General features: G+C 69.6%; 22 protein-coding genes. 9 read left to right on the forward strand and 13 right to left on the reverse strand.

Going from position 1 to position 26431, the window contains the following annotated elements; all coding sequences use genetic code 11:
• Positions 1–60 precede the first annotated feature (60 nt).
• Entirely contained in the window at positions 61–1596 is a 1536-nt protein-coding gene (locus DYE07_RS13185; protein ID WP_115297247.1) for a hypothetical protein, read from the reverse strand.
• Positions 1575–2414 (reverse strand): hypothetical protein, encoded by an 840-nt coding sequence (locus DYE07_RS13190; RefSeq protein ID WP_062258244.1) that lies wholly within the window; start codon positions 2412–2414, stop codon positions 1575–1577. The genes DYE07_RS13185 and DYE07_RS13190 overlap by 22 nt, the downstream gene beginning before the upstream one ends.
• Before the next feature lie 154 nt (positions 2415–2568).
• Between DYE07_RS13190 and DYE07_RS13195 the strand changes: the two genes are divergently transcribed.
• Both DYE07_RS13195 and DYE07_RS13200 read left to right on the forward strand, forming a co-directional pair.
• Positions 2569–4356 (forward strand): glycosyltransferase family 2 protein, encoded by a 1788-nt coding sequence (locus DYE07_RS13195; RefSeq protein ID WP_062258241.1) that lies wholly within the window; start codon positions 2569–2571, stop codon positions 4354–4356.
• A gap of 27 nt (positions 4357–4383) precedes the next feature.
• Positions 4384–6390, forward strand: coding sequence for a glycosyltransferase family 2 protein (locus tag DYE07_RS13200; RefSeq protein WP_172463027.1), 2007 nt, complete (start codon positions 4384–4386; stop codon positions 6388–6390).
• Between the two features lie 92 nt (positions 6391–6482).
• On the opposite strand, the gene DYE07_RS13205 is transcribed toward DYE07_RS13200, so the two are convergent.
• A complete protein-coding gene (locus DYE07_RS13205) occupies positions 6483–7613 on the reverse strand; it encodes a DegT/DnrJ/EryC1/StrS family aminotransferase (protein WP_115297249.1) in 1131 nt (376 codons plus the stop codon).
• A gap of 10 nt (positions 7614–7623) precedes the next feature.
• Positions 7624–8613: a UDP-N-acetylglucosamine 4,6-dehydratase (inverting) gene (gene pseB, locus DYE07_RS13210; protein WP_062258232.1), complete on the reverse strand. Its 990-nt coding sequence runs from the start codon at positions 8611–8613 to the stop codon at positions 7624–7626.
• A 150-nt stretch (positions 8614–8763) separates the two neighbouring features.
• Here pseB and DYE07_RS13215 point away from each other — a divergent pair, with 150 nt between their 5' ends.
• The 3 genes from DYE07_RS13215 to DYE07_RS13225 all read left to right on the forward strand — a co-directional run bounded on the left by DYE07_RS13215 (position 8764) and on the right by DYE07_RS13225 (position 12236).
• The gene (locus tag DYE07_RS13215) at positions 8764–9885 is read left to right on the forward strand and encodes a PseG/SpsG family protein (protein WP_147286942.1); all 1122 of its coding nucleotides are present in this window, start codon (positions 8764–8766) and stop codon (positions 9883–9885) included.
• A gap of 72 nt (positions 9886–9957) precedes the next feature.
• Positions 9958–11490 carry an aldo/keto reductase gene (locus DYE07_RS13220; protein ID WP_074040658.1) on the forward strand — a complete coding sequence of 511 codons (1533 nt, stop codon included), beginning with the start codon at positions 9958–9960 and terminating at the stop codon, positions 11488–11490.
• Positions 11490–12236, forward strand: coding sequence for a TIGR03089 family protein (locus tag DYE07_RS13225; protein WP_115297251.1), 747 nt, complete (start codon positions 11490–11492; stop codon positions 12234–12236). The genes DYE07_RS13220 and DYE07_RS13225 overlap by 1 nt, the downstream gene beginning before the upstream one ends.
• Positions 12237–12360: 124 nt before the next feature.
• Here the strand turns inward: DYE07_RS13225 and DYE07_RS13230 are convergent, their stop codons facing one another.
• The 3 genes from DYE07_RS13230 to DYE07_RS13240 all read right to left on the reverse strand — a co-directional run bounded on the left by DYE07_RS13230 (position 12361) and on the right by DYE07_RS13240 (position 15153).
• Positions 12361–13137: an ABC transporter ATP-binding protein gene (locus DYE07_RS13230; protein WP_006943597.1), complete on the reverse strand. Its 777-nt coding sequence runs from the start codon at positions 13135–13137 to the stop codon at positions 12361–12363.
• A gap of 1 nt (position 13138) precedes the next feature.
• A complete protein-coding gene (locus DYE07_RS13235) occupies positions 13139–14002 on the reverse strand; it encodes an ABC transporter permease (protein ID WP_074040692.1) in 864 nt (287 codons plus the stop codon).
• A 110-nt stretch (positions 14003–14112) separates the two neighbouring features.
• Complete coding sequence (locus DYE07_RS13240) at positions 14113–15153, reverse strand: glycosyltransferase family 2 protein (RefSeq protein ID WP_006943585.1); 1041 nt, start codon at positions 15151–15153, stop codon at positions 14113–14115.
• A 541-nt stretch (positions 15154–15694) separates the two neighbouring features.
• Between DYE07_RS13240 and DYE07_RS15265 the strand changes: the two genes are divergently transcribed.
• Together DYE07_RS15265 and DYE07_RS13255 are read left to right on the forward strand one after the other, a co-directional pair.
• Positions 15695–17431: an LCP family protein gene (locus DYE07_RS15265; RefSeq protein WP_237723751.1), complete on the forward strand. Its 1737-nt coding sequence runs from the start codon at positions 15695–15697 to the stop codon at positions 17429–17431.
• A gap of 161 nt (positions 17432–17592) precedes the next feature.
• Complete coding sequence (locus tag DYE07_RS13255) at positions 17593–18186, forward strand: NAD(P)-dependent oxidoreductase (RefSeq protein ID WP_237723752.1); 594 nt, start codon at positions 17593–17595, stop codon at positions 18184–18186.
• A 151-nt stretch (positions 18187–18337) separates the two neighbouring features.
• On the opposite strand, the gene DYE07_RS13260 is transcribed toward DYE07_RS13255, so the two are convergent.
• From DYE07_RS13260 to DYE07_RS13285, 6 genes are all read right to left on the reverse strand, one after another.
• A complete protein-coding gene (locus DYE07_RS13260) occupies positions 18338–19507 on the reverse strand; it encodes an acyl-CoA dehydrogenase family protein (protein ID WP_115297253.1) in 1170 nt (389 codons plus the stop codon).
• A gap of 105 nt (positions 19508–19612) precedes the next feature.
• Complete coding sequence (gene purE, locus DYE07_RS13265) at positions 19613–20230, reverse strand: 5-(carboxyamino)imidazole ribonucleotide mutase (RefSeq protein WP_038568991.1); 618 nt, start codon at positions 20228–20230, stop codon at positions 19613–19615.
• On the reverse strand, positions 20227–21462 hold the full coding sequence (locus DYE07_RS13270; RefSeq protein WP_038568993.1) for a 5-(carboxyamino)imidazole ribonucleotide synthase: 1236 nt from the start codon (positions 21460–21462) through the stop codon (positions 20227–20229). The genes purE and DYE07_RS13270 overlap by 4 nt, the downstream gene beginning before the upstream one ends.
• A 45-nt stretch (positions 21463–21507) precedes the next feature.
• Positions 21508–22335 carry a winged helix-turn-helix domain-containing protein gene (locus DYE07_RS13275; protein WP_051806030.1) on the reverse strand — a complete coding sequence of 276 codons (828 nt, stop codon included), beginning with the start codon at positions 22333–22335 and terminating at the stop codon, positions 21508–21510.
• 201 nt (positions 22336–22536) lie between these two features.
• Positions 22537–23538 carry an adenylate/guanylate cyclase domain-containing protein gene (locus DYE07_RS13280; protein ID WP_006947388.1) on the reverse strand — a complete coding sequence of 334 codons (1002 nt, stop codon included), beginning with the start codon at positions 23536–23538 and terminating at the stop codon, positions 22537–22539.
• A 27-nt stretch (positions 23539–23565) separates the two neighbouring features.
• Positions 23566–24492, reverse strand: a complete 927-nt coding sequence (locus DYE07_RS13285; RefSeq protein ID WP_147286943.1) for a biotin--[acetyl-CoA-carboxylase] ligase — start codon at positions 24490–24492, stop codon at positions 23566–23568.
• A gap of 23 nt (positions 24493–24515) precedes the next feature.
• On the opposite strand from DYE07_RS13285, the gene DYE07_RS13290 reads away from it, so the two are divergent.
• Both DYE07_RS13290 and DYE07_RS13295 read left to right on the forward strand, forming a co-directional pair.
• Positions 24516–26159 carry an acyl-CoA carboxylase subunit beta gene (locus tag DYE07_RS13290; protein WP_074041074.1) on the forward strand — a complete coding sequence of 548 codons (1644 nt, stop codon included), beginning with the start codon at positions 24516–24518 and terminating at the stop codon, positions 26157–26159.
• On the forward strand, positions 26156–26374 hold the full coding sequence (locus DYE07_RS13295; protein ID WP_198274712.1) for an acyl-CoA carboxylase epsilon subunit: 219 nt from the start codon (positions 26156–26158) through the stop codon (positions 26372–26374). The genes DYE07_RS13290 and DYE07_RS13295 overlap by 4 nt, the downstream gene beginning before the upstream one ends.
• The last annotated feature ends 57 nt before the right edge of the window (positions 26375–26431 follow it).

Genomic DNA, 26431 nt, shown 5'->3' on the forward strand with positions numbered 1-26431 from the left:
GGCAAACGCGGGTGCCGGCCAGGGCTTCGCCCTCGCCGGCACCGGGGATTCATCGGATGTTCAGCGGGACAGGCCCTTCTTGACCGTCTTCTTACCCGTTGTAACGATCCGCTTGCTCGCGACCTTCGGCAGAGCCTTGCCGTGCCGCTTGGCGTAGCGCACCGTCTTCTTGACGTTGGACTTCGCGACGAACGCGGCGTAGTCCTTCTCGTCCCACTTCCAGCGCGCCCAGACGCTCTTCAGCTCGTCCTGCTGACGCTTGACGACGGCGAGCAGTTCTTCGCGGGTCTGACCCTCGTCACGCACCGTCGTCACCCACTTCGCGAGGTCGTCGGGTCGCGGGGCGCCCGCCATTGCGCCGAGGGCGGCAAGACGCGTCATGCGGTTCATCGCGGTCGGCCAGGGGTGCTTGAGGCCGTGAACCTGCAGGGTCGACAGGTAGTCGCTCAGCGCGCGCCACACGACGTCCTCGAGCGGAGCCGGCGCGGCGGCCGGCTCGAGGAAGACGACGTCCTCGCCGTCGAGGTAGACGTTGCGCAGCCGGGCGTCCGCGTGCGAGGCCGGCACCTGGCCGTCTTCGGCCACGGCGAGCAGAGCCGCGTACCACTGCTTGAGGATCGCGCGCATCGACGGCGTGTCGGAGTCCGCCGCCATCTCGATGAGCTCCATGAGCATCGTGCGGCCCGCCGGCGGCAGGCGACGTTCGGTACCGTCCGCGTCGCGAAGGGCCTCGCCCGAGGCGTCCCAGACGCGCACCTCACCGTGCTCGCTCGCCGTGCGCAGCACGGGTTGGGACGGCACGTCGAACGCGACGATCCACCCTGCGGCGACCTCGTCCATGACGTCGGCGAGGGCGGCGGAGCGCACCGGCAGCGGCGAGGCGTAGCCGCGCAGGGCGTACGCCGCCGCGGCGTCGCGCAGCGCCGGCGATGTCGAGGTGACCTGCGTGAGGGCATCGACCCGCACCCACGAGGGGTAGAGACCCCAGGCCGACGCCTGACGCCCCGTCCCCTTGATCCACCGCTGCAGCTGGGCGAGCGTGCGCGGGCGGGTGGCGTCCCACGTGCGGAACGGCGTCCAGTCGCGGTCGAAGTTGGCCGCGTACGTGTCGATCTGGCCGGACGTGCGGTGCAGGCCCCGCTCGTTCTCGAGGGCCATCATGACGGTGGCACCGGGCGCGGCGATGTTGAGCAGGGTCATCGCCATCTCGTGCCACGTGCGGTCGGGCGCCTCTGCGGAGAGAACGCGCGAGAAGTCGTCGACCATGAGGACGGTGTCGTACGACTCGCCCGCCGCGATGACCTGCGGCAGATCGCCGGCGAAGATCTCCGTGCCCGGCAGGAGCGTCGCGATGGTGCCGGCATCCTGAGCGGCGCGCACGACGACCGTGAGCTTCTCGGCCTCACCGGCGATGCGCTCAAGCAGGCCGAGCTCCATCGGGCCGACGACGAGGACGCGGCCACGCGCCTGCGGCACGAGATCCGCGACGAGCGGGCGCCACGACGGGCCGTCGACGTCGAGGTCGACCCAGTTCTGCATGACGCCCCGGCCGAGCAGGACGTTGTCGTACTGCTTCAGTTCGACGATTCGAGCCATGGTTCATCCCATCCGAGGGTGTAGCGGAGTTCATCCGGGGACATGAGGTGGTCGGTGCCGAGCTCGGCCCGTGACGTCTCGAGGGCGTGCTCGATGTCGAGGTGCTCGCCGAACATCTCCGGGTAGAGGGCCTCGAGCAACCCCGCGCCGTTGAAGCCGGCCTTCACGCCGACGAATTCCATCGGGTCTCCGTACACGGCAGGCTCGCACCCGGCGGCGGCACCGTAGAAGACGGCCGTCGTCAGTCGATTGGAGATGACACGCTTGTGTTTCTTTTGCTCCTCGAGCTGACGGAAGAGGAAGAAGCGGTCGGTCCCCTTCCACTGGTTGCCGCGCCGGCCGTGGGTGATGACGCGAAAACCGGAGTCCTCGTAGTGCTTGCGGATCTCCGGGTCGTCGTACTCGACGTAGTAGAGACAGGCGGTGACGGGGCCGTCCTCGACGGCCTTGACCTGCTCGATGAGCTTGTCGTGGCTGCCCATGACCGACTCGTAGTCGTTGGTGCCGTGGAAGGGATAGAAGATGGTGCCCTCGCGCTCGGGCGCCGGCTCGTCCTTCTTCAAATCCATGAGGTAGAGGTACGGCGCACCGATGACGGCGAAGTCGCGCCAGCCGATGACCTGACCGCGGCGTCGGTTGCGGTCGTTCCACACCAGCTTGGTGAAACTGTGGTCGTTGACGTGGCCGTACCCGAGGCCGTGCGCGAAGTTCCAGCCATGCTGGATCACCCCGCGGATGGGGGGCGGGGACGCAGGATCGAGGCCGCAGTACTCGGCCAGGATGTGCGCGTGCCCATACCAGTGATTGGTGTGATCCACGCGAGGACCTCCCGCACCTAGGGGTAACGAACGTCCGAAGGATACCAGCCGGCAGGTGCCGGCCCGGCGCCGTCACACCCGGCCCGGGAATCCGGGCGGAACGCTCGACTAGACTCCTGATCCAGTACGTCTCGCATCGATCCGAGGAGGTCGGATGGGTCCGCTGGTCAGCGCGATCGTCCCGTTCTACAACGTCGAGGAGTTCCTCGACGGCTGCCTTGCCAGCATCACAGCCCAGACCTATCCGAACTTCGAGTGCATCCTCGTCGACGACGGCTCCCCCGACGGCTCACGCGCCGTCGCCGAGCGCTGGGCGAGCCGGGACGAGCGTCTGCGCATCGTCACCCAGGAGAACCAGGGGCTCGGCGCAGCGCGAAACACGGGGACGGCGCACTCGCACGGCGACTACCTCATCTTCCTCGACAGTGACGACCTGCTGGCGCCGCGAGCGTTCGAACAGTTCGTCACCTCCTTGGAGGCATCCGGCTCGGACTTCGCGGCGGCCCACGTGTGGCGTCTGCCCCTGACGCGCCCGGTCGAGCCCTCCTGGGCCCACAGCGAGCCCTTCGCGCAGCGACGCATGCGCACCTCGATCCGCGAGGTGCCGCTGCTCATGCGTGACCGCATGGCGTGGAACAAGATGTGGCGCCGCTCGTTCTGGGAGGAGGGCGGCTACGCCTGGCCCGAGATGAAGTTCGAGGACTTCCCGGTCTCCATGCGCGCCCACCTCGAGGCGACGGCCGTCGACACGCTGAGCGACCCCGTGTACGTGTGGCGCGAACGCCCCGTCGGCCAGTCGATCTCCGGTCAGGGCAAGGCCCTCGACAACGTCCAGGACCGAGTGCGCGCCGCGATCATGGTGCTCGACACCGTCGACGCCTCCGGCTCGCCCGAGCTGCGCGAACTCGTCCACTCCCACCTCGTCGACGTCGACCTGCGCGAGGTCATGGGTTCGATGACGAGCGGTCACGCCGACGACCAGCCCACCATCGAAGCCCTCGCGCACGAGCTCGCCCAGCGCATCGACCCGGCACGCATCGTCCTGGCCGCACCCGACCTGCAGAAGGCCTACCGCGCGGCTCGCGAGAACGACATCGAACTGCTTCGTTCTCTCGCGACGGCGCGCCAGGCGTCGTCGCCGCAGCGTTCCACGCTGGATCGCGCCAGGCGCGCCCCCAAGGCGCTCGTCAGGCGCGCGACCACGATGGCCGAGCAGGTGAGCTCCCCCCGCCCGCGCACCGCCACGCTGGTCGAGGCCGACTTTGGCGACGAACTCATCACCCACCGCATCCGCATCAAGCTCGACGAGCGCCTCAAGCGTCGCGCGACGGTCACCGCGAAGATCGGTGAGAAGGAGATGAAGGTCATCACGGCAATCACCTCCGAGGGCCTCATCTGCGACCTCGAGATCGAGCCCCTCACCGTGGCGCGGCACGGCGGGTTCAATCCGGTCACGCTCGCGGTCGAGGCGGGCCCGGTGCACTTCGAGGGTCACGTCGTCGCCCCGAGCGACCTGCTGGGGGGCTTCCACCGCGCGGGCTACCGTCTGCAGGGCCTCAACCGCGGTGGGCGCTACGGCATCGAACGCAAGCGCGACGCCGATCTCGTCACCGACCTCGTCCTCGACGGCGAGACCCTCCACGTCCACGTGAACCGCCAGCAGGGCGAGCTCGTCGTCGAACAGCCGTGGCCGACGACGCAGCGCACCTACCCGATCATCGACGGCGTGGCGAACGTGCCGCTCGCGGAACTCGTCGCGGCCGATCCTGCGGACAACCCGGTGACGAACGTCGCCTCCCGCCGCCTCAGCGTCACCGACGGCGTCACGACGATGCCGCTGCTGCTCGCGTGCGACGGGGTGCGCGCGCCGATCGCAGGTCGTGACGTCGAGGTGCGTCGCGCCGACGACGCGAGCGCCTTCCTCGTCCACCGCCCGGCCTGAGTGCTCGAACCGAAACCGGAGATCATCTTGGACACCTTCACCACCCCCCTGCTCTCGGTGGTCGTCCCGTTCTACAACGTCGAGGCGTACATCGGTGACTGCCTCGAGTCCATTCGCACCCAGCTGCTCGACGACATCGAGGTCGTCATGGTCGACGACGGCAGCAAGGACGGCTCGATCGAGGTGGCTCAGCGCTACGTCGACATGGATCCGCGCTTCCGTCTCGTGCGTCAGGAGAACCAGGGCCTCGGCCCGGCACGCAACACGGGAACCGCTCACGCGCAGGGCAAATACCTGACGTTCGTTGACAGCGACGACCTCGTCGCGCCGCGCGCCTACACCCTCATGGTCGATTCCCTCGAGGAGACCGGGTCGTCGTTTGCCGCAGGCAACGCCTACCGCTTCTCCTCGGCTAAGGGCGTCTACCAGTCGTGGACGCACCGTCAGCCGTTCGGCAAGACGAAGATCGCCACGACGATCGACGAGACGCCCGTGCTCATGCGCGACCGCATGATCTGGAACAAGGTCTACCGTCGCTCGTTCTGGGACGCGGGTGGCTACGAGTTCCCGGCCATCCGGTACGAGGACTACATGGTGACGCTGCGCGCCTATCTCGAGGCCCCCGCCGTCGATGTCTTCAGCGACCACGTTTACTTCTGGCGCGACCGCGAATCCGGTGACTCGATCACCCAGCAGGCCGCCCGCGCCGACAACGCGCTCGACCGTTTCCTCTCGGCCATGATGGTGCTCGACGTCCTCGACGACCACGACGCCTCGAAGGAGGTGCGCGAACGCGTCCACGCGTACTTCATCCACATCGACCTCGTCGCACTGTCCGAGTCGATGGTCAGCGTGCCCGCCGAGGATCGCCCCGACCTGGAGAAGATGGCGCTCGAGCTGGCGCACCGCCTGCAGCCGGGCATCGGGTACGAGACGACGCGCCTCGCCCGCCTGGTCCACGAGAGCCTGCTCGCCGGGGATCTGCCGATGGTGGCCAACCTCGCGACGTGGCGCTTGTCGGGCGACACGAAGACGTTCGGCAAGAAACTCGCGCGTCATCCCCGCCCGCAGGTGATCCCGACCGCCCTCGGCGCCGTCGTCAGCCGGCGTAAGCCGCAGAGTCCGTTCAAGGCCCGCAAGCTGAAGACGTCCGCGACGTCCGCGACCTGGGACGAGCAGGTGCTCACCGTCACGGCGTCGACGACGCTGCGCCCGCAGCTCGCGCACCGCGCGGACGTCATCGCGCAGTTGAAGTGGGGCCTCGACATCGTCGCCGATGTTCCCGTCGCCGTCACGAAGACGACGAAGGGCCTCGACCTCACATTCACCATCGACTCGCGCGTCCTGCGTCAGCTCGGCGACGAGTGGAAGATGGCGATCCTGTGGGTCGAGCTGCGTCTCACGGGGCTGCTGTGGCGCGGCCAGGTGCGCTTCTCGACCGACGCGTGCCCCGGCATCCGTCAGATCAGTGACGGCACGTGGGTGCAACCGCGCGGTATTGGCTGGTGGTTCGGGCTGCAGCGCCTCACGCATCCCACCGTCATCGAGCGCGTCGAACTGGACGGTGGCGTCGCGCGCGTCATCCCGGCCGTCGGCAACCTGGAGCGCCCGCTCGAGGTGCGCCGACCGGCGCCGAGCCCGCTCATCGAGTTCCGGCTGGCCGACGGTGACGCCGAGATTCCCGTCGCCGCACTGCTCGACGGCGACCCGGCCGACAACCTCGTCACCGGTGTGGCCGAACGCACCGTGGTCCAGGTGCTCGAGCGCCGCATGGAGCCCCTCTGGCGCTTCAACGAGGTCAACGAGAACAAGACCGACCTCAGCGAGTTCAAGCGGTACTACGACGAGTACACCTACCTGGCCGGTGACCCCGTCACGACCGTCGTGGGCGATCGTCGCCTCACGATCGGACGCGGGTGGTACGGCATGCTCGTCGTGCGTCAGGAGCCGGTGGGCGAACACGTCGAGGGGCTGACGCCGATGGAGGAAGCAGAGGGCACGGGCGAGGACGCCGAGATGGCCGAAGCGTTGTAGGCCTCCCGTCGCCGCGGCATGACGAAGGGCCCACCGAACGCTGGTTCGGTAGGCCCTTCGCCCGTTCGTGCTCCGCTCGAAAAGCGGTGAGCTCACGCCCCGCAGAACGTCCGAATGATCTCGATGACCCGATCGACGTCCGAGTCGGCGAGGTCGGGAAACATCGGCAGACTGATTTCCTGCTCGTAGTAGGCCTCGGCCCTCGGGCACATGCCGCGCTTGTAGCCGAGATCGGCGAAGTACGGCTGCCAGTAGACCGGGATGTAGTTGACCTGCACACCGATGCCCTGCGCACGCAGATGGTCGAACAGCTCGCGGCGTCGGCCGTCGGTGATGCGCAGCGGATAGAGGTGCCAGACCGGTTCTGCGCCCGCGCGGTGGCCGGGCAACGTCAGCTGCTCGATGCCCGCGAGACCCTCGTTGTAGCGGTCCGTCAGCTCCTGACGGCGCGTCTTGAACTGCTCCAGTCGCGTCAGCTGGCTCGAGCCGAGCGCGGCCTGCAGGTCGTTGAGCCGGTAGTTGAGGCCCAGTTCGGGCATCTCGTACCACCACGCGCCCTCGTCGGGATGACGCAGCTGGTCGGCCTCGCGCACCATGCCGATGCCCTTGAACCGGCGCGCGCGCTCGAGGACGTCGGCGTCCTTCGCGACGACGGCGCCGCCCTCACCCGTCGTGAGGTTCTTCGTCGGGAAGAAGGAGAACGTCGTGATGTCCGCGAGGGAACCGACCGGCACACCGTTCAGGGAGCCGCCGACGGAGTGCGCCGCGTCCTCGAGCAGGTACGCGCCCGCATCCTTCGCGACCTTCGACAGCGCGGGGGCGTCGACGGGGTGGCCGCCGTAGTCGACGCCCGCGATCACCTTCGTCGAGGCGGTGACCTCGGCGGCGGCGGCCTCGGGGTCGAGGTTGCCCGTGTCCTCGCTGATGTCGGCGAAGACGATCTTGGCGCCCAGCAGCGCCGCCGTCGTCGCCGTTGCGAGGAACGTCAGCGGGGTCGTGATGACCTCGTCGCCCGGGCCGACCTCGGCCGCGGCGTACGCGACGTGCAGCGCAGCCGTGCCGGAGGTGACGGAGACCGCCGGCTCGGCGACGCCGGCCAGTTCGCCGATCTGCTTCTCGAACGACTCGACGTACGGGCCGGTGGTCAGCCAGTCACCCGACAGCACCTCCTGCACGGCGGCGATGTCGGCGTCGTTGATGGACTGACGGCCGTAGGGCAGCATCCGCGCGCCCTCAGATGCCCGAGGCGAGCATCTGCTGCAGCTGCTCGATCGTGTACCACTGGTCGTTGTCGCCCGAGGAGTAGTGGAAGCCGTCCTCGACGGGCTTGCCGTCCTTCGGCGGCTCGTAGCCCCACGTCGCGAAGTCGGGCTGCAGGACGAAGTACTTGCCGTCCTTGACGATCACCGCGCGGCGGCCCTCCTCCGGGGAGATCATCTCCTCGTGCAGCTTCTCGCCGGGGCGCAGGCCGACGTCGTGCATCTGCGCGCCGGGGGCGATGGCCTGCGCGAGGTCGGTGACCTTCATCGACGGGATGCGCGGCACGAGCAACTCGCCGCCCTGCATGAGGTCGAAGGTGTCGAGCACCATCTGCACGGCGTCGTCGAGGGTGATGAAGAAGCGGGTGCAGCGCAGATCGGTGATCGGCAGCGACTCGCCGGCCTCGTGCATCGCCTTGAACTTCGGGATGATCGAGCCGCGCGAGCCCATGACGTTGCCGTAGCGCACGACGGCGAAGCGCGTCGGGTAGGCGGCGGCGTAGTGGTTGCCGAGGATGAACAGCTTGTCGGCCGTCAGCTTCGTCGCGCCGTAGAGGTTGATCGGGCTAGAGGCCTTGTCGGTCGACAGTGCGACGACCTTCTTGACGCCCGCGTCGATGCACGCCTCGATGACGTTCTGCGAACCGATGACGTTCGTCTTGACGAACTCGTACGGGTTGTACTCGGCCGTGTCGACCTGCTTGAGCGCCGCGGCGTGCACGACGTAGTCGACGCCGTGCATGGCGCGCTTGAGACGGTCGAGGTCACGGATGTCACCGATGAACCAGCGCAGGCGCGGGTCGTCCTTGAACAGCGCGCGGCACTCCCACTGCTTCAGTTCGTCGCGCGAGTAGATGACGACGCGCTTGGGGTTGTGCTCGGCGAGCAGCTTCGTGATGAAGGCCTTGCCGAAGGAACCGGTACCACCGGTGACCAGGATGGACGAACCGTCAAGAATGCTCACGCGGGCTCCCAAATCATGTCGTACGTCGGTGACGCCGGAGCAAACACCACGCGACGTGGCGCCTCACCGTTCTGCTCGATATCGGGTCAAGGCTAGCACCCGGGCCGTAGGCGCCCCCCGACCGTGCAGGCGGGGTGAGAGCATCGACGCATGGACGCTTCTCGTTCCCCGTCTCCCGCTGCGTGGCCCGGCGAGCCCGCCGCGACGACGCCTTCCTCCCCCACCCGTCGCGTCGTGCTGCGCGCCGATGCCACACCGACCATCGGCGTCGGGCACGCGATGCGATTGCTTGCGCTCGCGCAGGAGTTGCGCGGACGAGGCATCGAGGTGCACCTCGCGGGCGATCTCGATGTGGCATGGGTGGCGTCGGCCTACGCCGAGGCCGGCGTTCTCGTGCACCCCTGCCCCACCGACCCCGACGACCTCGTCGCGCTCGTGCTCGATCTCGACGCGCGGTGGTGCGTCCTGGATCGCTACGACCTGGGTCCGCGCTGGGGCGTGTGGCTGCGGCGAGCCGGCGTCGTCGTCATGGCGATGGTGGACGGGCCGTTCTCGGCTGATCAAGACGCCGACCTCTACGTCGACCAGAATCCCGGTGCGACGCCTCGTGCCGTCGGCGCGGGACAGCTCGCCCTCGCAGGGGCGGACTACACCCTCTTTCGTGACGACGTGCTCGCGCTGCGCCGCCCCGTCGGTGACGTCGCCGTCGAGGACGTCGCCGACGAGGAGCAGCGCCCGCTGCGCGTGCTCGAGGTGTTCGGCGGCACCGACCCGTGCGGCGCGGCGCCCGTCGTCACACCTCTCGTACTGCAGGCATGCAGCGGCCTGGCCGCCGACATCACCGTCGTCACGCCTGACCCGACGTGGGTCGCCCCCCTCGCCGCGGATGCACCCCCCGGTGTCGAACTGCGTGCGAGCGGACCGGTGAGCGACCTCGCCGCGCGCGCCGCGGCCTGCGACCTCGTCGTGACCGCGAGCGGGTCGTCCGTGTGGGAACTCATGTGCCTCGGTGTCCCGCTCGGCGTCGTCTGCGTCATCGACAACCAGCGCCCGGGTTACGACATGGTGGCCGATGCAGATCTGGCGCTCGGGCTCGGCGACCTCGAGATGCTGCGACGCGACGATGACGCGCGCGCCGCGGCCGTGAGCGCGCTGCGCGAGGCGTTCACCGACCGCGACGTGCGCGTCGAGCGGGCCGCACGGGCTCAGGAGTTGCTCGACGGTCGGGGTCGCGCCCGCGTGGCGGAGGCTCTTGTCAGCCTGGCTCGCTAGGCTGGCGAACGCACCCTCGTCGAATCGGCACTGTTTCGAACAGCACCGTCCCAGCAGCTCCGGAGGCTCACCGTGACCCGCACCCGCGTCGTCATCCAATCCCGCCTGAACTCGAGCCGGCTGCCCGGCAAGGCGCTCATGACGATCGGCGGGATGCCGCTGATCGAGCTCGTCGCGCGCCGGGCCTCGCGTGATGGCCACGAGGTCGTCGTCGCCACCAGTGAGGAGCAGTACGACACCCGCATCTTCGACCACCTCGCCCGCGTCGACATCCCTGCGATGCGTGGCTCACTCGACGACGTGCTCGGCCGCTTCGTCGAGGCGACGAAGGACATGGACGACGACGACCGCGTCGTCCGCCTGACCGGCGACAACCCCGTCGGCGACTCGAGCCTCATCGACGAACTCGTCGAGGCCATGGATGCGGGCGGTTACGAATACGGCCGCAACGACGTCTCACACATGCCCGAGGGGCTCGGATGCGAGGTCTTCCGCGTACGCGATCTGCGGCGCGCCGCCGCATCGACGAGCGACCCGTACGACCGCGAGCACGTGACCCCGTGGTTGCGCCGCAACGTCAAGACCCTCGACTTCGTCCCCGCAGCGAACCCCGGCGACCCCGAGCGCTTCCGCTGCACCGTCGATGTCCTCTCCGACTACGACCGGGTGTGCCGCCTGTTCGCCGACAAGGCCGACCCCGTCGCCGTCCCATGGACGGACCTCATCGCAGAGATCGGCGGGCCCGCCTTCACCGCCGGTCCCAGCGTGCCGCGCCGCGACGACAGCGAACTCGATCAGTCCGTCATGATCCTCGGCGGCCAGGCGTTCGCCGGCCCCAACGCGCCGTCGGCCGCGGAGATCCGCGCGATGCTCGCGACGGCCGTCAACCGCGGCGTCAACCACGTCGAGGTTGGTCGAGGCGACCACAACGCCGAGGAGATCCTCCACAAGTGCGGCGAGCCGCAGCTGACACAGCGGCTGCACTTCATCTCCCGCCTGCGCGAGATGCGCACCAACGACCCGCGGCTCGCGGCCGCCGTCATCGAGGCCCAGCTCGAACGCTCATTCGCCGAACTCGGCCGGCGTCGGGCGTCCGCCGTGCTCATGGCGAACGTCGACGAGGCGCACGACGCCGACGGCGCCGGCTGGCACCGCCTGCGCGACTACCAGGACAGCGGCGAGGTCGGCCGCATCGGCGTCAACGTCGAATCGCTCGAAGAACTCGAACGCGCCCTCGACCTCACCGGGCTCGGCTACGTGCAGTTCCCGCTCGGTGTCGCCGACCGGCAACTGCGCGCGGCGGGAGAGCTGCTCGGAGGGCGCGACGTCGTCGTCACGACGCACGCGACGTTCGCCGGCGGCACCGTGTTCGACCCGAGCGAACTCAACCGTCAGCTCGTGCTTCTTGCACACGAACTGGGACGCGCCAACGTCGCCGACCTGTGCGTCGCCTACAGCTTGTCGCACCAGTTCGTCGACTCCCTCGCGATCGGCACCCGCAGCAACCAGCAGATGATCGACGACCTCGCCTACTGCCTCAACGCCCCGCTGACGGCCGACGAGCGCGACGCCGTCGAGGAACGCCTCGACGCGGTGGTGTCCTGATGACGACCCGCACCCCGTGGCAGGTGCTCGAACACCTCGTCGCGACGGATCAGACGGCACCACGGGTGACGTTCTACGAACGCACGCCCGGCCCCACGCAGGGTGAACGCATCGAGTTGTCGGCCAAGGTGCTGACGAACTGGGTGAGCAAGGCCGCCAACCTCTTGAGCGAGGAGCTCGACGTCGACGCGTCCTCGAGCGTCGTCGTGCACCTGCCTGCTGCTCACTGGCGCACGGCCTATTGGTGCCTCGCCGTGTGGTCGCTCGGAGCGCAGGTCGTCTTCGTCGATGCCGACGACGACGATGGCGCCCTGCCGTCTGCCCCCATCGTGCGGGAGGCCGACGTGCTCGTCACCTCGAACCCTGCGGACGAGGTCGACATCGACATCGTCGTCGTCACGCTCGCGATGCTTGCGCGTCGATCGTCCGCTCCCCTGCCAACCGATGCGATCGATGAGGCGCAGGAGCTCAGCACCTTCGGCGACGTGTTCACCCCGTTCGATGTCCCGGCGCCGACGGCCGCCGCGCTGACCGTGGTGACGGGCGCCGGCGACGAGCGTCAGACGTCGTACGCCGACCTCACGACGCCACTCACCGACGCCGGCCGGCACTTCCTGGCCTCGCCGTCGCCGGAGCTTCTCGCCGGCGTCCTGGCGGGCGGCGGCAGCGTCGTGCTCGTGCGAGGCGACATGGAGGCCGCTGACCTGGCGCGCCTACTGGAGCAGGAGTCCGCGCAGCCTCGATGAGGCGTCGTCGCCAGGCGTGCACGAAGGTGGACGAAATTCGCCGAGGTGCACGGAAATCGCGAAGGTGGACGCGATTCGCGAATGTGGACGAAGATCGCCGATGGGGACGGGAATCGCAGGTAGGTCAGCTGACGCCGGCGTCGAGATCCTTGTTGTAACGGTCGATGATCTCCTTCATCGGCCCGTCGCCGACGAGGGTGCCGCCCTGCAGGTAGATGCCGCGCGTGCAGAAGCGCGTGAGGTCACCTTCGGAGTGGCTGACGAGGAACAGCGTGCGTCCCTCGGCGAGAAGCCCTTCCATCCGCTCGTAGCACTGCTCGCGGAAGGCACGGTCGCCGACGGCGAGCACCTCGTCGACGAGGAGGATGGGCTCGTCGAGCTGCGTGATGACGGAGAAGCCTAGCCGCACCTGCATGCCGGAGCTGAAGTGGCGGAACGGCAGGTCGAGCCCCCGCTGCACCTGCGGCCCGGCGAACTTGACGATGTCGTCGAATCGCTCGTCGACCGTCTCCTTCTTCATGCCGTGCAGGCCGGCCATGAGGTAGATGTTCTCGCGAGCCGACAACTCGCCGATGAAGCCACCGGTGAGTTCGATCATCGGGGCGACGCCCTCGTGGATGCGCGCTGAGCCCTCGTCGGGAAGCAAGGTGCCGGCGATCATCTTGAGCAGCGTCGACTTGCCGCCACCGTTGGCCCCGACGAGACCGACGGCCTCCCCACGGCCGACGTCGAACGAGACGTTGCGCAGCGCCCAGAACGTCTCCTTGTCGTAGGAGGTCTTGCGCTTGTAGATGATCTCGCGCAGCGACAGGTTGCGCTTGCGGCCCTTGAGGAACTCGACGCCCAGGTCGTCGACCTCGATGACCGGCTTGCCCTCGGGGGTCTGCCATTCGACGGGCATCTCAGATCTCCTTGAGGATCGCGGGCTCGAGCTTGCGGAACACCCAGGAGCCGAAGGCGAGCCACCCGAGCGAGAGGACGAAGGCGAAGATCCAGCTGTGCCAGTCGGGGCCGTGCTCGCTGACGAAGCCCGCCCGGTACATGTCGATGATGCCGGTGAGCGGGTTGATCTGCATGAGCGTCGTCGCCCAGCCGAACCCGTGCTGCGAGGCCTTCTCGGCGAGCAGATGGATCGAGTAGATGATGGGTGTCAGGTAGAACAGCACGCGCAGGATGATGCGGACGATCCGGATGAAGTCGTCGACGAGCGCTGCCACCGGGGCGATGACGAGGCCCATGCCCATGAGCAGGATGAACTGGATGAGCAGCGCCGGGATCCAGTACACCAGCTCCCAGCTGAGCTGCACCTCCCCGTTGGCCCAGTAGTAGAGCATGAATCCGATGAGGATCGGCAGTGACAGCAGGTGCTCGATGCCCTTGGAGATGACCACGCGCGCCACCCACAACTCGCGCGGAAGGTTCGTCGAGCGGACGAGCAACCGCTCCGCGTAGAGCGCTCGCGCGCTCTCGTTGATGACGTTGTTGAACCAGTTCCAGGCGAGCATGCCGGCGACGATGAAGAGCACGATCGGCACACCGTCGGTGTTCTTGAACCGCTGAGCCATCGGCTCACCCGGTGAGGGGTCGCTCGCCCAGATGACGCCGAAGACGAACGAGTAGACCAGCGCCATGGCGAGGGGGTCGATCAGGGTCCAGAGGTAACCCAACGCCGAGCGCGAATAACGCACGCGAAGGTCACGTCGGACGAGGGTGTCGAGCGTCGCTCGATGGTCCCAGATCCGCGCCAAGCGGTTCGATGAGTTCATGTCTTCCTTCATGCTGACCAGCTGCTTCGCCCACCGGCTCGAGGGCAGCGGCACCTGGCGGTGCCACGACGCAGGCATCTCAGCCTACCGAGCACGCGCTGGGAGTTCGCTCAGGCTCGCGGGGCCTGCCCCGGTTCGGCGGGTTCGAGCTCGACGCGGGAGGTGAGGAAGCCCAGGCCCCAGGCCAGGTGCATCGTCGCGAGCACGGCCGGCATGCGGACGACGACGGCCGCGTCGCGCCCGCGCGCCGCGTGCACGCCTCCGGCGGTGACGAGGGCCGCGTACCCGAGCGGCGCTGCGAGCGCCGGGCGCCAGAACGCGCCGAGCGCAGCACCCCCGACGACACCGACGACCGCGACGGGCGGCGCGAGATAGCGCAGGTTGATCGACCCCTTGTGCTGACGCGCGACGACGCGACGCCACATGCCGTACTCGAAGTACTGCTTGGCGAGCGCCTTGAAGCTCGCCCGCGGACGATAGGTGACGCGCAGTTCGGGGGTGAACCAGACGGTGCCGCCCGCGCGGCGGATGCGGTAGTTCATCTCCCAGTCCTGTGCCCGCGTGTAGCGCGGGTCGTACATCCCGACGCGCTCGATCCACTCGCGCGCGAAGTTGCCGAGGTAGACCGTCTCGACCGCGCCGGCGTCACCGCCTTGCTTGAACTTCACGCCCCCGACGCCGATCTTCGACTTCATCGCGCACTCGACGGCCTGCTCGAAGTCGGTCGTTCCCTCAGCGTCCATGATGCCGCCGACGTTCGCGGCGCCCGTCTCGGCGAGCAGCCGCTCGACCGTGCGCAGGTAGCCCGGCGAGAGGATGCCGTGGCCGTCGACGCGTACGAGGATGTCGTGGCGCGTCGCAGCGAGCGCGGCGTTGAGGCCGTCCGGCGTGCGGCCCGTGGGGTTCTCGACGAGGGTGATGCGATCGTCGGCGTCTGCGAGCTCGCGCGCGACGTCCCACGTTCGGTCGTGGCACGGCCCGATGGCGAGGACGACCTCGAGCGGGCCGTCGTATTCCTGCGCGAGGATGGCGCGCACCGACTCGGCGAGGTGCTTCTCCTCGTCGAGGATCGGCATGAAGACGGAGATGCCGCGACGTTCCCCGTCGTCGGCTCCGGCCGGTTGTGCGGCGGGCGAATGCTCATCTGACACGGAACGACGTCTCCTGATCGAGCTCGGTGCGCCGTCGGCGGCCCCGTCCTGGGCCCACGGCGGCGCGGATGCGTTCGTCAGCCTACCGGGGGCCAGGGCGCGGGCGGCGGGGCCCCGACCTGCTCGCCCCGCGTGGCGCTGCCCCGAAAATCACAGCGCAGTTGTCTAACCTCGAGGGGTGCCGCAGCCGAATGATCCCCGTGACCCTCGTCAGCCCCGCCCCCGCCCCGACGGGCATGGCGGCCCTCGCGAGCACGACGCGTTCGTCGTCGACACGCGCCGTTCGAAGGGCAATCGACGCGCGATGCCGAAGCGCGCTGACACACCGCGCGACGCCGAAGGTCCCCGCCGCGGGGCCGAACAACCTCAGCGGCGGCCCGACGCATCCCGTCGCGCGCCCGATGCCGACCGTGGGCCGGCCGCACCCCGTGACGCCGTCGCCCGACGTCCCCACCCACAGGAGCAGCTTCCGCCGCAGGAACGCCCGACGCCCGGCGGCAGGCCCCGAAACCAGGACGTCGCAGGAGCCCAGGCGATCCCCGTGCGCAGCGCGCGGCGCGACAACGCGGGCCCCGCAGGCCGTTGGAGCGATCCCCGCGCCTCGAACGCCCGCCCGACCGAGGCTCGCATCGGCGAGCGCCGTGACGGCGACGCCCGCACCGGTGACGGCCGCCCGGCGGGGCGTCTTCCGAGGCGTCCCGGTGGCGCTGCCGCGGCGGGCGCAGGTGCTGCAGGCGCTGCCGCGGCGGACGCAGGTGCTGCAGCCGCAGGTTCGGCGGGCGCAGGTGCTGCAGCCGCGGGTTCGGCGGGCGCAGGTGCTGCAGCCGCAGGTTCGGCGGGCGCAGGTGCTGCAGCCGCGGGTTCGGCGGGCGCAGGTGCTGCAGCCGCAGGTTCGGCGGCCTCCGCCGACGAGCGCCGCCGCACCTCACCCGACGCCCCGGACCGCGACTCGACCCGTGCCATGCCGCAGGAAGATGCCCCGGGCCGCGACTCCACGCGCGCCATGCCGCAGGAGGATGCCCCCCGCCAGGGCGTGCGACGTCGCGTCATCGGAGGTGGTGCGGCGGCCGGGGCCGCGGGCGCCGCCGCGTCCGGGCACGCTCGCGCCGCCGGTGTGAGGCCCGATGTCCGTGACGTCGACGCCCAGCGCGGCCCCCACCGCGACCTCCGTCCTGGCGGCCCTCACGGACCCGCCGGAGCCAGCGGCCCCGTCGGACAGGGCGGCCCCGTCGGACAGGGCGGCCCCGGCGCACAGGGTGGCCCCGGCGGGCCGGGCGACTCGGGCGAGGAACCGCCTCGTCCACGCGGCCGGTTCGGGCGCGGCAAGAAGATCGTCGCAGGGGTGCTCGTGCTGCTCCTGCTGTGGGTCGGCGGCCTCGTCTGGGCCGGCATGTCCGCGTGGGGCAAGGTGCAGAAGGTCGACGCGATCCCCTCGGAGCACCTCGCCGATTCGGGCGCGGGCCACAATACGCTCATCGTCGGATCAGACGGGCGCAGTGGCCTCACGACCGAGCAGAAGAAGAAGCTCGGCACGGGTGACGCGGAGGGCCAGCGCACCGACTCGATCATGATCCTGCACACGGGCGGCGACAAGCCGACCCTCATGTCGATCCCGCGCGACAGCTACGTCTCCATTCCGGGGCACGCGAAGAACAAGATCAACGCGTCGTTCTCGATCGGCGGCCCGCAGCTGCTCGTCAAGACGATCGAGACGAACACCGGCATCCACATCGACAACTACATGGAGATCGGTTTCGGCGGGTTCGCCTCCGTCGTCGACGCCGTCGGCGGTGTCAACATCTGTGTCGCCCGCGACATGAACGACCCCAAGGCCCACATCAACCTCAAGAAGGGGTGCCAGCAGATGGACGGGCCGACGGCCCTGGGGTACGTGCGAGCCCGTTATTCCGACCCGGAGGGCGACCTCGGGCGCGCCAAGCGTCAGCGTCAGTTCCTCGCGGCGCTCATGAAGGAGATCAGCTCGCCCTCCAACCTGCTCGTGCCGTGGAGGCTCAAGGGCCTCGGCGAATCGGGCGCGCAGGGGCTCTCGGTCGACAAGGGCATGTCGATGATGCAGGGCCTGCAGACGATGTGGAACCTCAAGAAGTTCTCCGGAGACGGCGGCAACTCCGTCGTCGTGCCCACCGGCAACGCGGCGCTGCCCACCCCCGCCGGCGAGGCCGTCGAATGGGACGCGACGCGTTCGGCCGAGCTGTTCAAGGCCATCAAGGAGAACGGCGACACCTCCTCCTTCGTCAAGAAGACGACGGCGAACTGAACCTCGTGACGGTGGCCTCACCCCGCTCGGGGTGGGGCCACCCTCGTCGGTCGGTGTCGCCTGAGAGCGGTGGGACGACGAGGCGCGTCGTCGGCCGGCGGGGAACAATCCACCCCAACTGGTGGTTGGTGCTGTCATTCATCCCCACGAAGGAGATCACCATGAAGATCGCAGTGTTCGGCGCCACGGGCATGCTCGGCTCGGCCATCGTCAGCGAGGGTGGCTCGCGCGGCCACGAGATCGTCAGCGTGTCGACGCGGCCCGGTGCGGGTGACGTCGTCGCCTCGATCGAGGACACGGACGCCGTCGTCCGCCTCGCGAAGGACGTCGACGCAGTCGTCGTCTCGGTGCCGCCCGCACGCTCGACGAGCGCCGAGGCGTGGCTCGCGGCGCACGAGCGTCTTGCGGCGACCCCGCTCGAGGCCCGCCTGTTCATGGTCGGCGGCGCCGGTAGCTCGCTCGACGCGAACGACCGTCCGCTGCTGGAGGGCGAGGATTTCCCCGCCGACTTCCGTCCCGAGGCGGAGGCCGCGAGCACGGCCCTCGCGATGTTCCGGAACGGTTCGCCCGAACCGACCTGGACGATTGTCTCCCCCGCTCCCGTCCTCGCCCCCGGCGAGCGCACGGGCCACTACGAGACGTCCGACGACCACATGATCGGCGTGAGCGTCTCGAGCCAGGATCTGGCCGTAGCGATCATCGACGAGCTCGAGAACCCCCGGCATTCGAACAAGCGGTTCGTCGTCTCCAACTGACGCCACTCCTGTCCGTGACGCGGCCGGCAGGACACCGGGTCGCCCCGTGAGGAAGAATATCGGTGCGTCGTCGCAGCGCGCGAGGCACGGAGGACGAGTGCGGGCCGCAGCTGAGGTCAGCTGCGGCCCGCACTCGTCGTCAGGGCTGGGTTCAGTAGCCCTTGAGTACCGCGCGGCCCATGACGAGACGCTGGATCTGGTTGGTGCCTTCGTAGATCTGCGTGATCTTCGCGTCGCGCATCATGCGCTCGACGGGGAAGTCCTTGACGTAGCCGGCGCCGCCGAGCAGCTGGACGGCGTCGGTCGTCACCTCCATCGCGACGTCGGAGGCGAAGCACTTCGCAGCGGCGCCGAAGAACGACAGGTCGGCGTCCTGACGCTCCGACTTCGCGGCCGCGACGTAGACCATCTGACGGGCCGTCTCGACCTTCATCGCCATGTCGGCGAGCATGAACTGGATGGCCTGGAACTCGGCGATGGCCTTGCCGAACTGCTGACGCTCCTTGACGTAGCCGACGGCGTAGTCGAGCGCGCCCTGCGCGATGCCGACGGCCTGCGCACCGATCGTCACACGCGTGTGGTCGAGGGTGCGCAGCGCGATCTTGAGGCCCTCGCCCTCGGCGCCGACGATGCGGTCGGCGGGGATGCGGCAGTTGTCGAAGTGCAGCTCGCGCGTCGGCGAACCCTTGATGCCGAGCTTGCGCTCGGGCTCACCGAAGCTGAAGCCCTCGTCGCTCTTCTCGACGACGAACGCGGAGATGTTGCGCCCGCGCTCACCCTCGGGGTCGGTGACGGCGAGGACCGTGTAGAACTCGGATTCGCCGGCGTTCGTGATCCACGATTTCTGGCCGTTGAGGACGTAGTGGTCGCCGTCGCGCTTGGCCTTCGTCTTCATCGACGCGGTGTCGGAACCGGCCTCGCGCTCGGACAGACCGTAGGAGAACATCGCCTCACCGGAGGCGAGCTTCGGTAGGTACTTCGCCTTGATCTCCTCGCCGCCGCCGAGGATGACGGGCATGGAGCCGAGCTTGTTGACGGCCGGGATGAGCGAGGAGCTCGCGCAGACGCGGGCCACCTCCTCGATGACGATGCACGTGCCGAGGGCGTCGATGCCCATGCCGCCGTACTGCTCGTCCACGTGCGGCGCCTGCATGCCGGCCTCTATCAGGGCGTCGAGGGCCTCCTGCGGGAAGCGCGACTTGTCGTCGACGTCGGCCGCGTGCGGCGCGATCTTGTTCTCGCAGACGGGGCGGATGGCCTCGCGGAGCGCCTCGTGCTCCTCGGAGATCTTGTAGAGGTCGAAGTCAGGGTTAGCAGCCATACCGGCATGCTACCCGCCAGTACGTCGCGGCGGCAGCCCCTCTCCGTCGATGTTGCCCGGGTTTCGGGGCGCCGGCGCCGCCAGGCCCGGGCAACATCGGGGCACTCAGGCCTGACGTCCGGCGACCTCGCGCCGCAGCGCCTCGCCCTTGGCGTGGGCCTCGTCGCGCAGGCTCGCCTGGAACTGCATCATCTGGGCGGCGATGCGACACGCCTCGTCCGAGTCACCGACGCCGAGGATGCGCGCCGCGAGCAGGCCCGCGTTGCGCGCACCACCGATCGAGACCGTCGCGACGGGCACGCCGGCGGGCATCTGGACGATCGACAGCAGCGAGTCCATGCCGTCGAGGTGTTTCAGCGGCACGGGCACCCCGATGACGGGGAGCGTCGTGACCGACGCGAGCATGCCCGGCAGGTGCGCCGCTCCCCCGGCGCCGGCGATGATGACGCGCAGGCCGCGCTCCGCGGCGCGGGTGCCGTACTCGACCATCTCGTGCGCCATGCGGTGCGCCGAGACGACGTCGGCCTCGTAGCCGATGCCGAACTCGTCGAGGACATCGGCGGCCGCGGACATCGTCGGCCAGTCCGAGTTGCTGCCCATGACGAGCCCGACGACGGGCGCCTTCGCCGGCTGCGTCGCGCTCGTGGGGGTCGTCGAGCTCGTGGCCGGGGTCGCCGAACCCGCAGCGTTCGTCGTCACGTCGGGGGTGGTCGCGTCGCTCATTCGGTCACCGTTCCTTGGAGGTAGTCACAGGCGTGGCGGGCTCGTGCGCGCAGGCCGACGAGGTCGTCGCCGAAGACGTTGACGTGCCCGATCTTGCGGCCGGGGCGCACACCCTTGCCGTAGAGGTGGATCTTGAGGCCGGGATCACGTGCCATGAGGTGCTTGTAGGTGGGGTACAACTCCTCGTACTCGCCGCCGAGCACGTTGCCCATGACCGTCCACGGTGCCCGCGCGCGCGTGTCGCCGAGGGGCAGGTCGAGGACGGCGCGTAGGTGCTGCTCGAACTGACCGGTGACGGAGCCGTCCATCGACCAGTGTCCCGAGTTGTGCGGGCGCATCGCGAGCTCGTTGACGACGAACTCGCCGCCGCCGACGTCGAACAGCTCGACGGCCATGACGCCCGTGACGTCGAGTTCGCGCGCGATCGTGATGGCGGCGGAGGTGATGCGTTCGGCAGCGTCGTCGCTCAGGTCCGGGGCGGGGGCGAGGACCTCGGTGCAGATGCCGTCGACCTGAACGGTCTCGACGACGGGCCACACGGCGACCTGGCCGCTCGGGCTGCGCGCGATCATGACGGCGATCTCCCGCTCGAACGCGACGGCCTCCTCCGCGAGCAGCGGCGCGCCGTCAGCCTGCGCGAACCAGGCGTCCGCGTCGTCGGGGGTGCGCACGAGCATGACGCCCTTGCCGTCGTACCCGCCCGTCGGGGTCTTGAGCACGAGCGGCCAGCCATGCTGTTCGCCGAACGCGCTCAACTCGTCGCTCGTGGAAACGGGAGCCCAGGCGGGGCACGGCACGTCGAGGTCGCTGAGGCGCTGACGCATCGCGAGCTTGTCCTGGGCGAAGCGCAGCGCACTCGGGCGCGGGTGCAGCGCGACGCCGTCGGCCTCGAGCGCAGCGAGCACGTCGGCGGGCACGTGCTCGTGATCGAACGTCACGACGTCGCACCCGCGTGCCCACTCGCGCACCTGCTCGGCGTCGCGGTAGTCACCGACAGGCGCATGCGGCACGACGAGCGCGGCTGCGGCGTCGTCGGACTCGGCGAAGACGGACAACGTCAGCGCGAGCTCGGCCGCGGGGGCGGCACACATGCGGGCGAGCTGGCCGCCGCCGATGATGCCGACGACGGGAAATCCGCCCGGCGCGCGGCGCGCCTCGCGGGCGGGCTGGGTGTCGGGCGTCGCAGCGTCCGGCTCGGTGGCGTTGCGCGCATGGGGCTGGGGTTGGTTCACGCGCCAAGATTATCCGGCGGATTCGTCACGCGCGTGGCGCGGTCGTCAGGCGGGCGTCGCCGGGTGGGCGAGGCCCACCCCCACCGACTCGAGGGCCTCGCCCTCGCGCCGCGTCAGGACGAAGCCCGCGCCGCGCACCGTCTCGATCTGCCACTGCCCGCCCGTCGCGACCCGCAGCTTGGGGCGCAGCTTGGCGATGTGCATGTCGACCGCCTTGGGTGTGCCACGCCACTGGCCCGTCCACAGCGCCGCCTCGAACTCTGCGCGACTGACGACGTCATCCCGCCCGACGAGCACCCCCATGACGATGGCTTCCTTCGCGGTCATCACCGCCCGCCCGCCGGCGCCGACAAGCTCGCGCCGCGCCGCGTCCACGTGGGGTGGGCTCCCCTCGGCGGCGTTCGCCACCAGCCGCGGTCCGCCCTGCGCCCGGTTGACCCGGCGCACCGCGGCGCTGACCCGCGCTTCGAGCTCCGCCGGCGTGATCGCGCACGAGATGACGTCGTCGGCCCCCGCGTCGAGCAGCGCGACGGTCGCGGCCGCGCGTTCGACGTCCCCGACGAGCGCCGCGTCGTCGAGCACAGCGACGAACGCCACACCCGGATGCCGGCGGGAAGAGGTGCGCACGGCGGCGGCGCTCTCGCGCACCCCGTCGGGCGCGGCCGTGGCGCCGCCGCCCAGGTCGGCGTCGCCGTCGACGCGGCGGCAGTTCGCCGCGAAGACGATGCACGCGGTCGCCGTTCCGACGGATTCGGGCGTCACGGTTTCGAGCGTGCCCTCCACGGTGCGGACCGAGAGGTGTGCTGCGTGGCTCATGCGCATGAGAGCCGTGTCGTCGCCGAAACCCCCGCGGGCGACCAGGACGTCGTTCATGAGCACGACTATAGGCAGCCCGGCATACCCTGCGGTGCCTTGCGGACCGACGAATTGTCAGTTGCCCATCCAGCCGACTTGACAGAAATGTATACAGCAGGGCTTTGTCGCCGAATCGTCACCTGGCGTTCACCCGCAGGCGTCCGACGCCCGATCCGTCCAGCAGGATTCGTCCTGAGCAGAGTGCTTCAGAAAGGTCCGTCAGAGCAGGATCCAGGCCGCGCTGAGGCCGATACCCGCGAGTTCCAACGGTTCGTGCGCGCGCAGCGTCGACTCCGGGTCGTGACGCAGCGCGTCGGCCGTTGCCTCGTCGACGAGGATCTGACTCGCCGCGGCGGCGTTCGTCAGGCGTGCGGCGCGGTTGACCGTCGTGCCGTAGATGTCGCCGAGACGCGCGAGCACACGACCCGTCGACAGACCCACGCGCATCTGCGGCAGCAGGTCGTCGACCTCCGACATCTCCTTGAGCGCACGCGCGATGCGCGAGGCGCCCTCCGGGTCCTGGTGCGAGAAGAGGATCTCGTCACCGACCGTCTTGACGACGGCGCCCCCGTGCTCGCTGACGATGTCCGAGGCGACCGCCTCGAACCGCGTGACGAGCGCCGCGAGATCACTCTCACTGAGCTGACGCGCGAGGCGCGTGAAGGAGACGAGGTCGGCGAAACCGACGGTGCGCACGACACCGAGGTGCGTCTCGGGCTGCGCGTCTGCCAGCAGGCGCGCGAGGGCGACGCCGACGTTGCGGCGCCACACGTAGAGGAGCAACGGCTCGAGGTCGTCGACGAGGCTCGCCATCTCCTCCGCTGCGGCGCGGGCGAGGGGCTTGCCGCCGCGCGGGCCGCCGTCACGCTGCGCGAGCATGTCGACGACGAGTTGCACCTGCCACATCGCGAGTCGATCGGTCGTGCGCCCCAGCGCACGCGCCAGCCCGAGGAGGGTGTCGACGTCGAGATCGTGCGCGGCCGTCATCGCGGACACCGCGCGCAGGGCGTCGAGGTCGGTGTCGGAGAACGCGACGTCCGCCTCACGCGAGTTGGCGAAACCGAGAGCGCGCCACACGCGACGGGTGTCGTCGGCGTCGACCCCGGCGTGCGTCGACAGGTCACGGCGCTTGTAGCGGCGCGGCGCGCCCATGAGGCGTCGCTCGACCGCGTCGATGAACATCGAATCGTCGGAATCGAGGTGGGACACCGGGTCAGCCATCACGTCTCGCCTTCTGCCTCGTACCGATCACTCGTCGGCGTTCCGCCCGTGTGGCTCGCCGGCCTCCGCGCGGCCGCCCAGGCGGGCATGCACGACGTCCGCCACCGAGTACGCCATCGTAGGCGCTGAGCCTGGACGCTCGCCGGGAGCGGTCGTCACGAGCCGCCCGCCGTCGTCGATGCCGACGCCTCGCCGCCGCGCCACCTTGCCGTCGGGGGTGTGCACGTCGACGAGGCTGCCGATCGTGCGACAGTGTCGACGCACGCTCTCGCGGGCGGCCGCGAGCACCACGGGTTCGCACCAGGCACGCGCGGCACGGGCGACGTGCGCAGCGACGGCCGCGAGCACCTCGTCACGCGCGGCGTCCAACCCGACGAGTGACGTCGACGTCGCCGTGTCGACGGGCAACTCGCCGCGCTGCTGAGCCACGTTCACCCCGACGCCCGCGACGACGAGGTTGCCCGACGCCACCTGACACAGGACGCCGGCGACCTTGCGCCAGTCGCCGCTCGCCCCGCCGGTGCCCGGGCCGGCGTCGGCGTCGGCGCCGCTCTCGACGCCGTCGTCATCCCACACCAGGACGTCGTTGGGCCACTTCGTGACGAACTCGACGTCCGCCCCGCGCTCGTCGGCCAGCTGCGCGAGGGCGGCGCGCACGGCGTCACCGACGAACAACGGCACCCAACCCCACGTCGCCGCGTCCCGTGGCAGCGGCAGCGTCATCGAGACGGTGACGGCGGCGCCCGCGGGCGTCACCCAGGCCCGATCGAGGCGTCCGCGCCCGGCGCGCTGGCGATGGGCGGCCACGAGGTGCCAGCGCTCGGCGGCGTCGAGGGCGACCACATTCGTCGAATCGACCTCGTCGAACAGGTCGACGCGAGCCCACCCGTCGGCACGCAGATCCCGCGCCATCCCTGGCGAAAAGGCTACTGACGAGTTCGTGTTCGAGGTCACGTGACAAGGTTAGGCTGTCGCCCATGACGCTCGACGACGTGCCCCCGGACACCTCCCTCGATCTGCACACCACGGCCGGAAGGTTGAAGGATCTGGCGAACCGCACGGAGGAGGCGGTGCACGCCGGTTCGGCCCGCGCGGTGGAGAAGCAGCACGCCAAGGGCAAGCTGACGGCTCGTGAGCGCGTCGAACGGCTGCTCGACGAGGGCTCGTTCGTCGAACTCGACGCCCTCGCGCGTCACCGCTCGACGCAGTTCGGGCAGGACAAGAACCGCCCCTACGGTGACGGCGTCGTCACCGGCTACGGCACGGTCGACGGGCGCACGGTCTGCGTGTTCAGTCAGGACTTCACGGTCTTCGGCGGCTCCCTCGGTGAGGTCTTCGGCGAGAAGATCTGCAAGGTCATGGATCTCGCGATGAAGCTCGGCGCACCCGTCATCGGCATCAACGACTCGGGCGGCGCGCGCATCCAGGAGGGCGTCGTCGCGCTCGGTCTCTACGCCGAGATCTTCCGTCGCAACGTGCACGCGAGCGGTGTCATCCCGCAGATCTCGCTCGTCATGGGCCCCTGCGCCGGTGGCGCCGTCTACTCCCCCGCGATCACCGACTTCACCGTCATGGTCGATCAGACGTCGCACATGTTCATCACCGGCCCTGACGTCATCAAGACGGTGACGGGTGAGGACGTCGGCTTCGAGGAGCTCGGCGGCGCGCACACGCACAACTCGCGCTCCGGCGTCTCGCACTACATGGCGAGCGACGAGGACGACGCGATCGAGTACGTCAAGGCGATGCTCGGCTACCTGCCGAGCAACAACATGGACCCGGGGCCCTCGTTCGAGGTCACCGCCGACCTCGAGATCACCGACGCCGACCGCGCGCTCGACACGCTCGTGCCCGATTCGGCGAACCTCGCCTACGACATGAACGACGTCATCGCCGCCGTCGTCGACCCCGCGGATCCTGACGATGCGGGCTCCGGCCCCGACTTCCTCGAGGTGCAGCCGCTGTTCGCACCCAACATCATCTGCGGGCTCGCGCGCGTCGAGGGGCACAGTGTCGGCATCGTCGCGAACCAGCCGGCTCAGCTCGCCGGCACGCTCGACATCAACGCGAGCGAGAAGGCGGCGCGTTTCATCCGCTTCTGCGACTCGTTCAACATCCCGATCCTCACGCTCGTCGACGTGCCCGGCTTCCTGCCCGGTACCGACCAGGAGTGGGGCGGCATCATCCGCCGTGGCGCGAAGCTGCTCTACGCCTACGCGGAGGCGACGGTGCCGCTCGTCACCGTCATCACGCGCAAGGCGTACGGCGGTGCGTACGACGTCATGGGGTCCAAGCACCTCGGCGCCGACATCAACCTCGCGTGGCCGACGGCGCAGATCGCCGTCATGGGTGCGCAGGGCGCGGCCAACATCGTGTACCGCAAGGAGCTGACGGCGGTCGCCGAGAACGGCAGCGCCGAGGACGTCGAGAAGCGTCGCGCGCAGCTCATCGCCGAGTACGAGGACACGCTCGCCAACCCGTACATCTCAGCCGACCGCGGCTACGTCGACGCGGTCATCCCGCCGCACGAGACGCGCGTCCAGGTCGTCAAGGCGTTGCGGGCGCTGCGTCACAAGCGCGAGGACCTGCCGCCCAAGAAGCACGGAAACATCCCGCTGTGAGCGAGGCAACCGAGAGCCCGCGCCCGACGATCCGGTTCGTCAGCGGCGCGCCGACCGACGAGGAGATCGCCGCCGTCACTGCTGTCGTCCTGGCGCGAGCGGCTGCGGCGTCGGGCACTGAATCACCCGCCCCGGTGCGTTCCATGTGGGGACGCCCCGCGCACGTCCGCCACGCCCGTCCGCGCAGTTGGGCCGAATCGCGCCTGCCGCGCTGAGGCTCGCCTTCGGCGGATGATCGTTGCCCGGAATCGCGTCAGAGATGCGGCGATTGC

Source organism: Dermacoccus nishinomiyaensis, assembly GCF_900447535.1.
In the GTDB taxonomy this organism is placed as follows: Bacteria; Actinomycetota; Actinomycetes; order Actinomycetales; family Dermatophilaceae; genus Dermacoccus; species Dermacoccus nishinomiyaensis.

Excerpts from the sequence above, each read along its gene's own strand:
- DYE07_RS13205 (WP_115297249.1), bottom strand. The coding sequence starts at position 7,613 with ATGCTGCCCTACGGCCGTCAGTCCATCAACGACGCCGACATCGCCGCC.
- DYE07_RS13235 (WP_074040692.1), bottom strand. The coding sequence starts at position 14,002 with ATGAACTCATCGAACCGCTTGGCGCGGATCTGGGACCATCGAGCGACG.
- DYE07_RS13290 (WP_074041074.1), top strand. The coding sequence starts at position 24,516 with ATGACGCTCGACGACGTGCCCCCGGACACCTCCCTCGATCTGCACACC.
- DYE07_RS13260 (WP_115297253.1), bottom strand. The coding sequence starts at position 19,507 with ATGGCTGCTAACCCTGACTTCGACCTCTACAAGATCTCCGAGGAGCAC.
- purE (WP_038568991.1), bottom strand. The coding sequence starts at position 20,230 with ATGAGCGACGCGACCACCCCCGACGTGACGACGAACGCTGCGGGTTCG.
- DYE07_RS13215 (WP_147286942.1), top strand. The coding sequence starts at position 8,764 with ATGGACGCTTCTCGTTCCCCGTCTCCCGCTGCGTGGCCCGGCGAGCCC.
- DYE07_RS13185 (WP_115297247.1), bottom strand. The coding sequence starts at position 1,596 with ATGGCTCGAATCGTCGAACTGAAGCAGTACGACAACGTCCTGCTCGGC.
- DYE07_RS13230 (WP_006943597.1), bottom strand. The coding sequence starts at position 13,137 with ATGCCCGTCGAATGGCAGACCCCCGAGGGCAAGCCGGTCATCGAGGTC.
- DYE07_RS13280 (WP_006947388.1), bottom strand. The coding sequence starts at position 23,538 with ATGGCTGACCCGGTGTCCCACCTCGATTCCGACGATTCGATGTTCATC.
- DYE07_RS13255 (WP_237723752.1), top strand. The coding sequence starts at position 17,593 with ATGAAGATCGCAGTGTTCGGCGCCACGGGCATGCTCGGCTCGGCCATC.
- DYE07_RS13195 (WP_062258241.1), top strand. The coding sequence starts at position 2,569 with ATGGGTCCGCTGGTCAGCGCGATCGTCCCGTTCTACAACGTCGAGGAG.
- DYE07_RS13275 (WP_051806030.1), bottom strand. The coding sequence starts at position 22,335 with ATGAACGACGTCCTGGTCGCCCGCGGGGGTTTCGGCGACGACACGGCT.
- DYE07_RS13225 (WP_115297251.1), top strand. The coding sequence starts at position 11,490 with ATGACGACCCGCACCCCGTGGCAGGTGCTCGAACACCTCGTCGCGACG.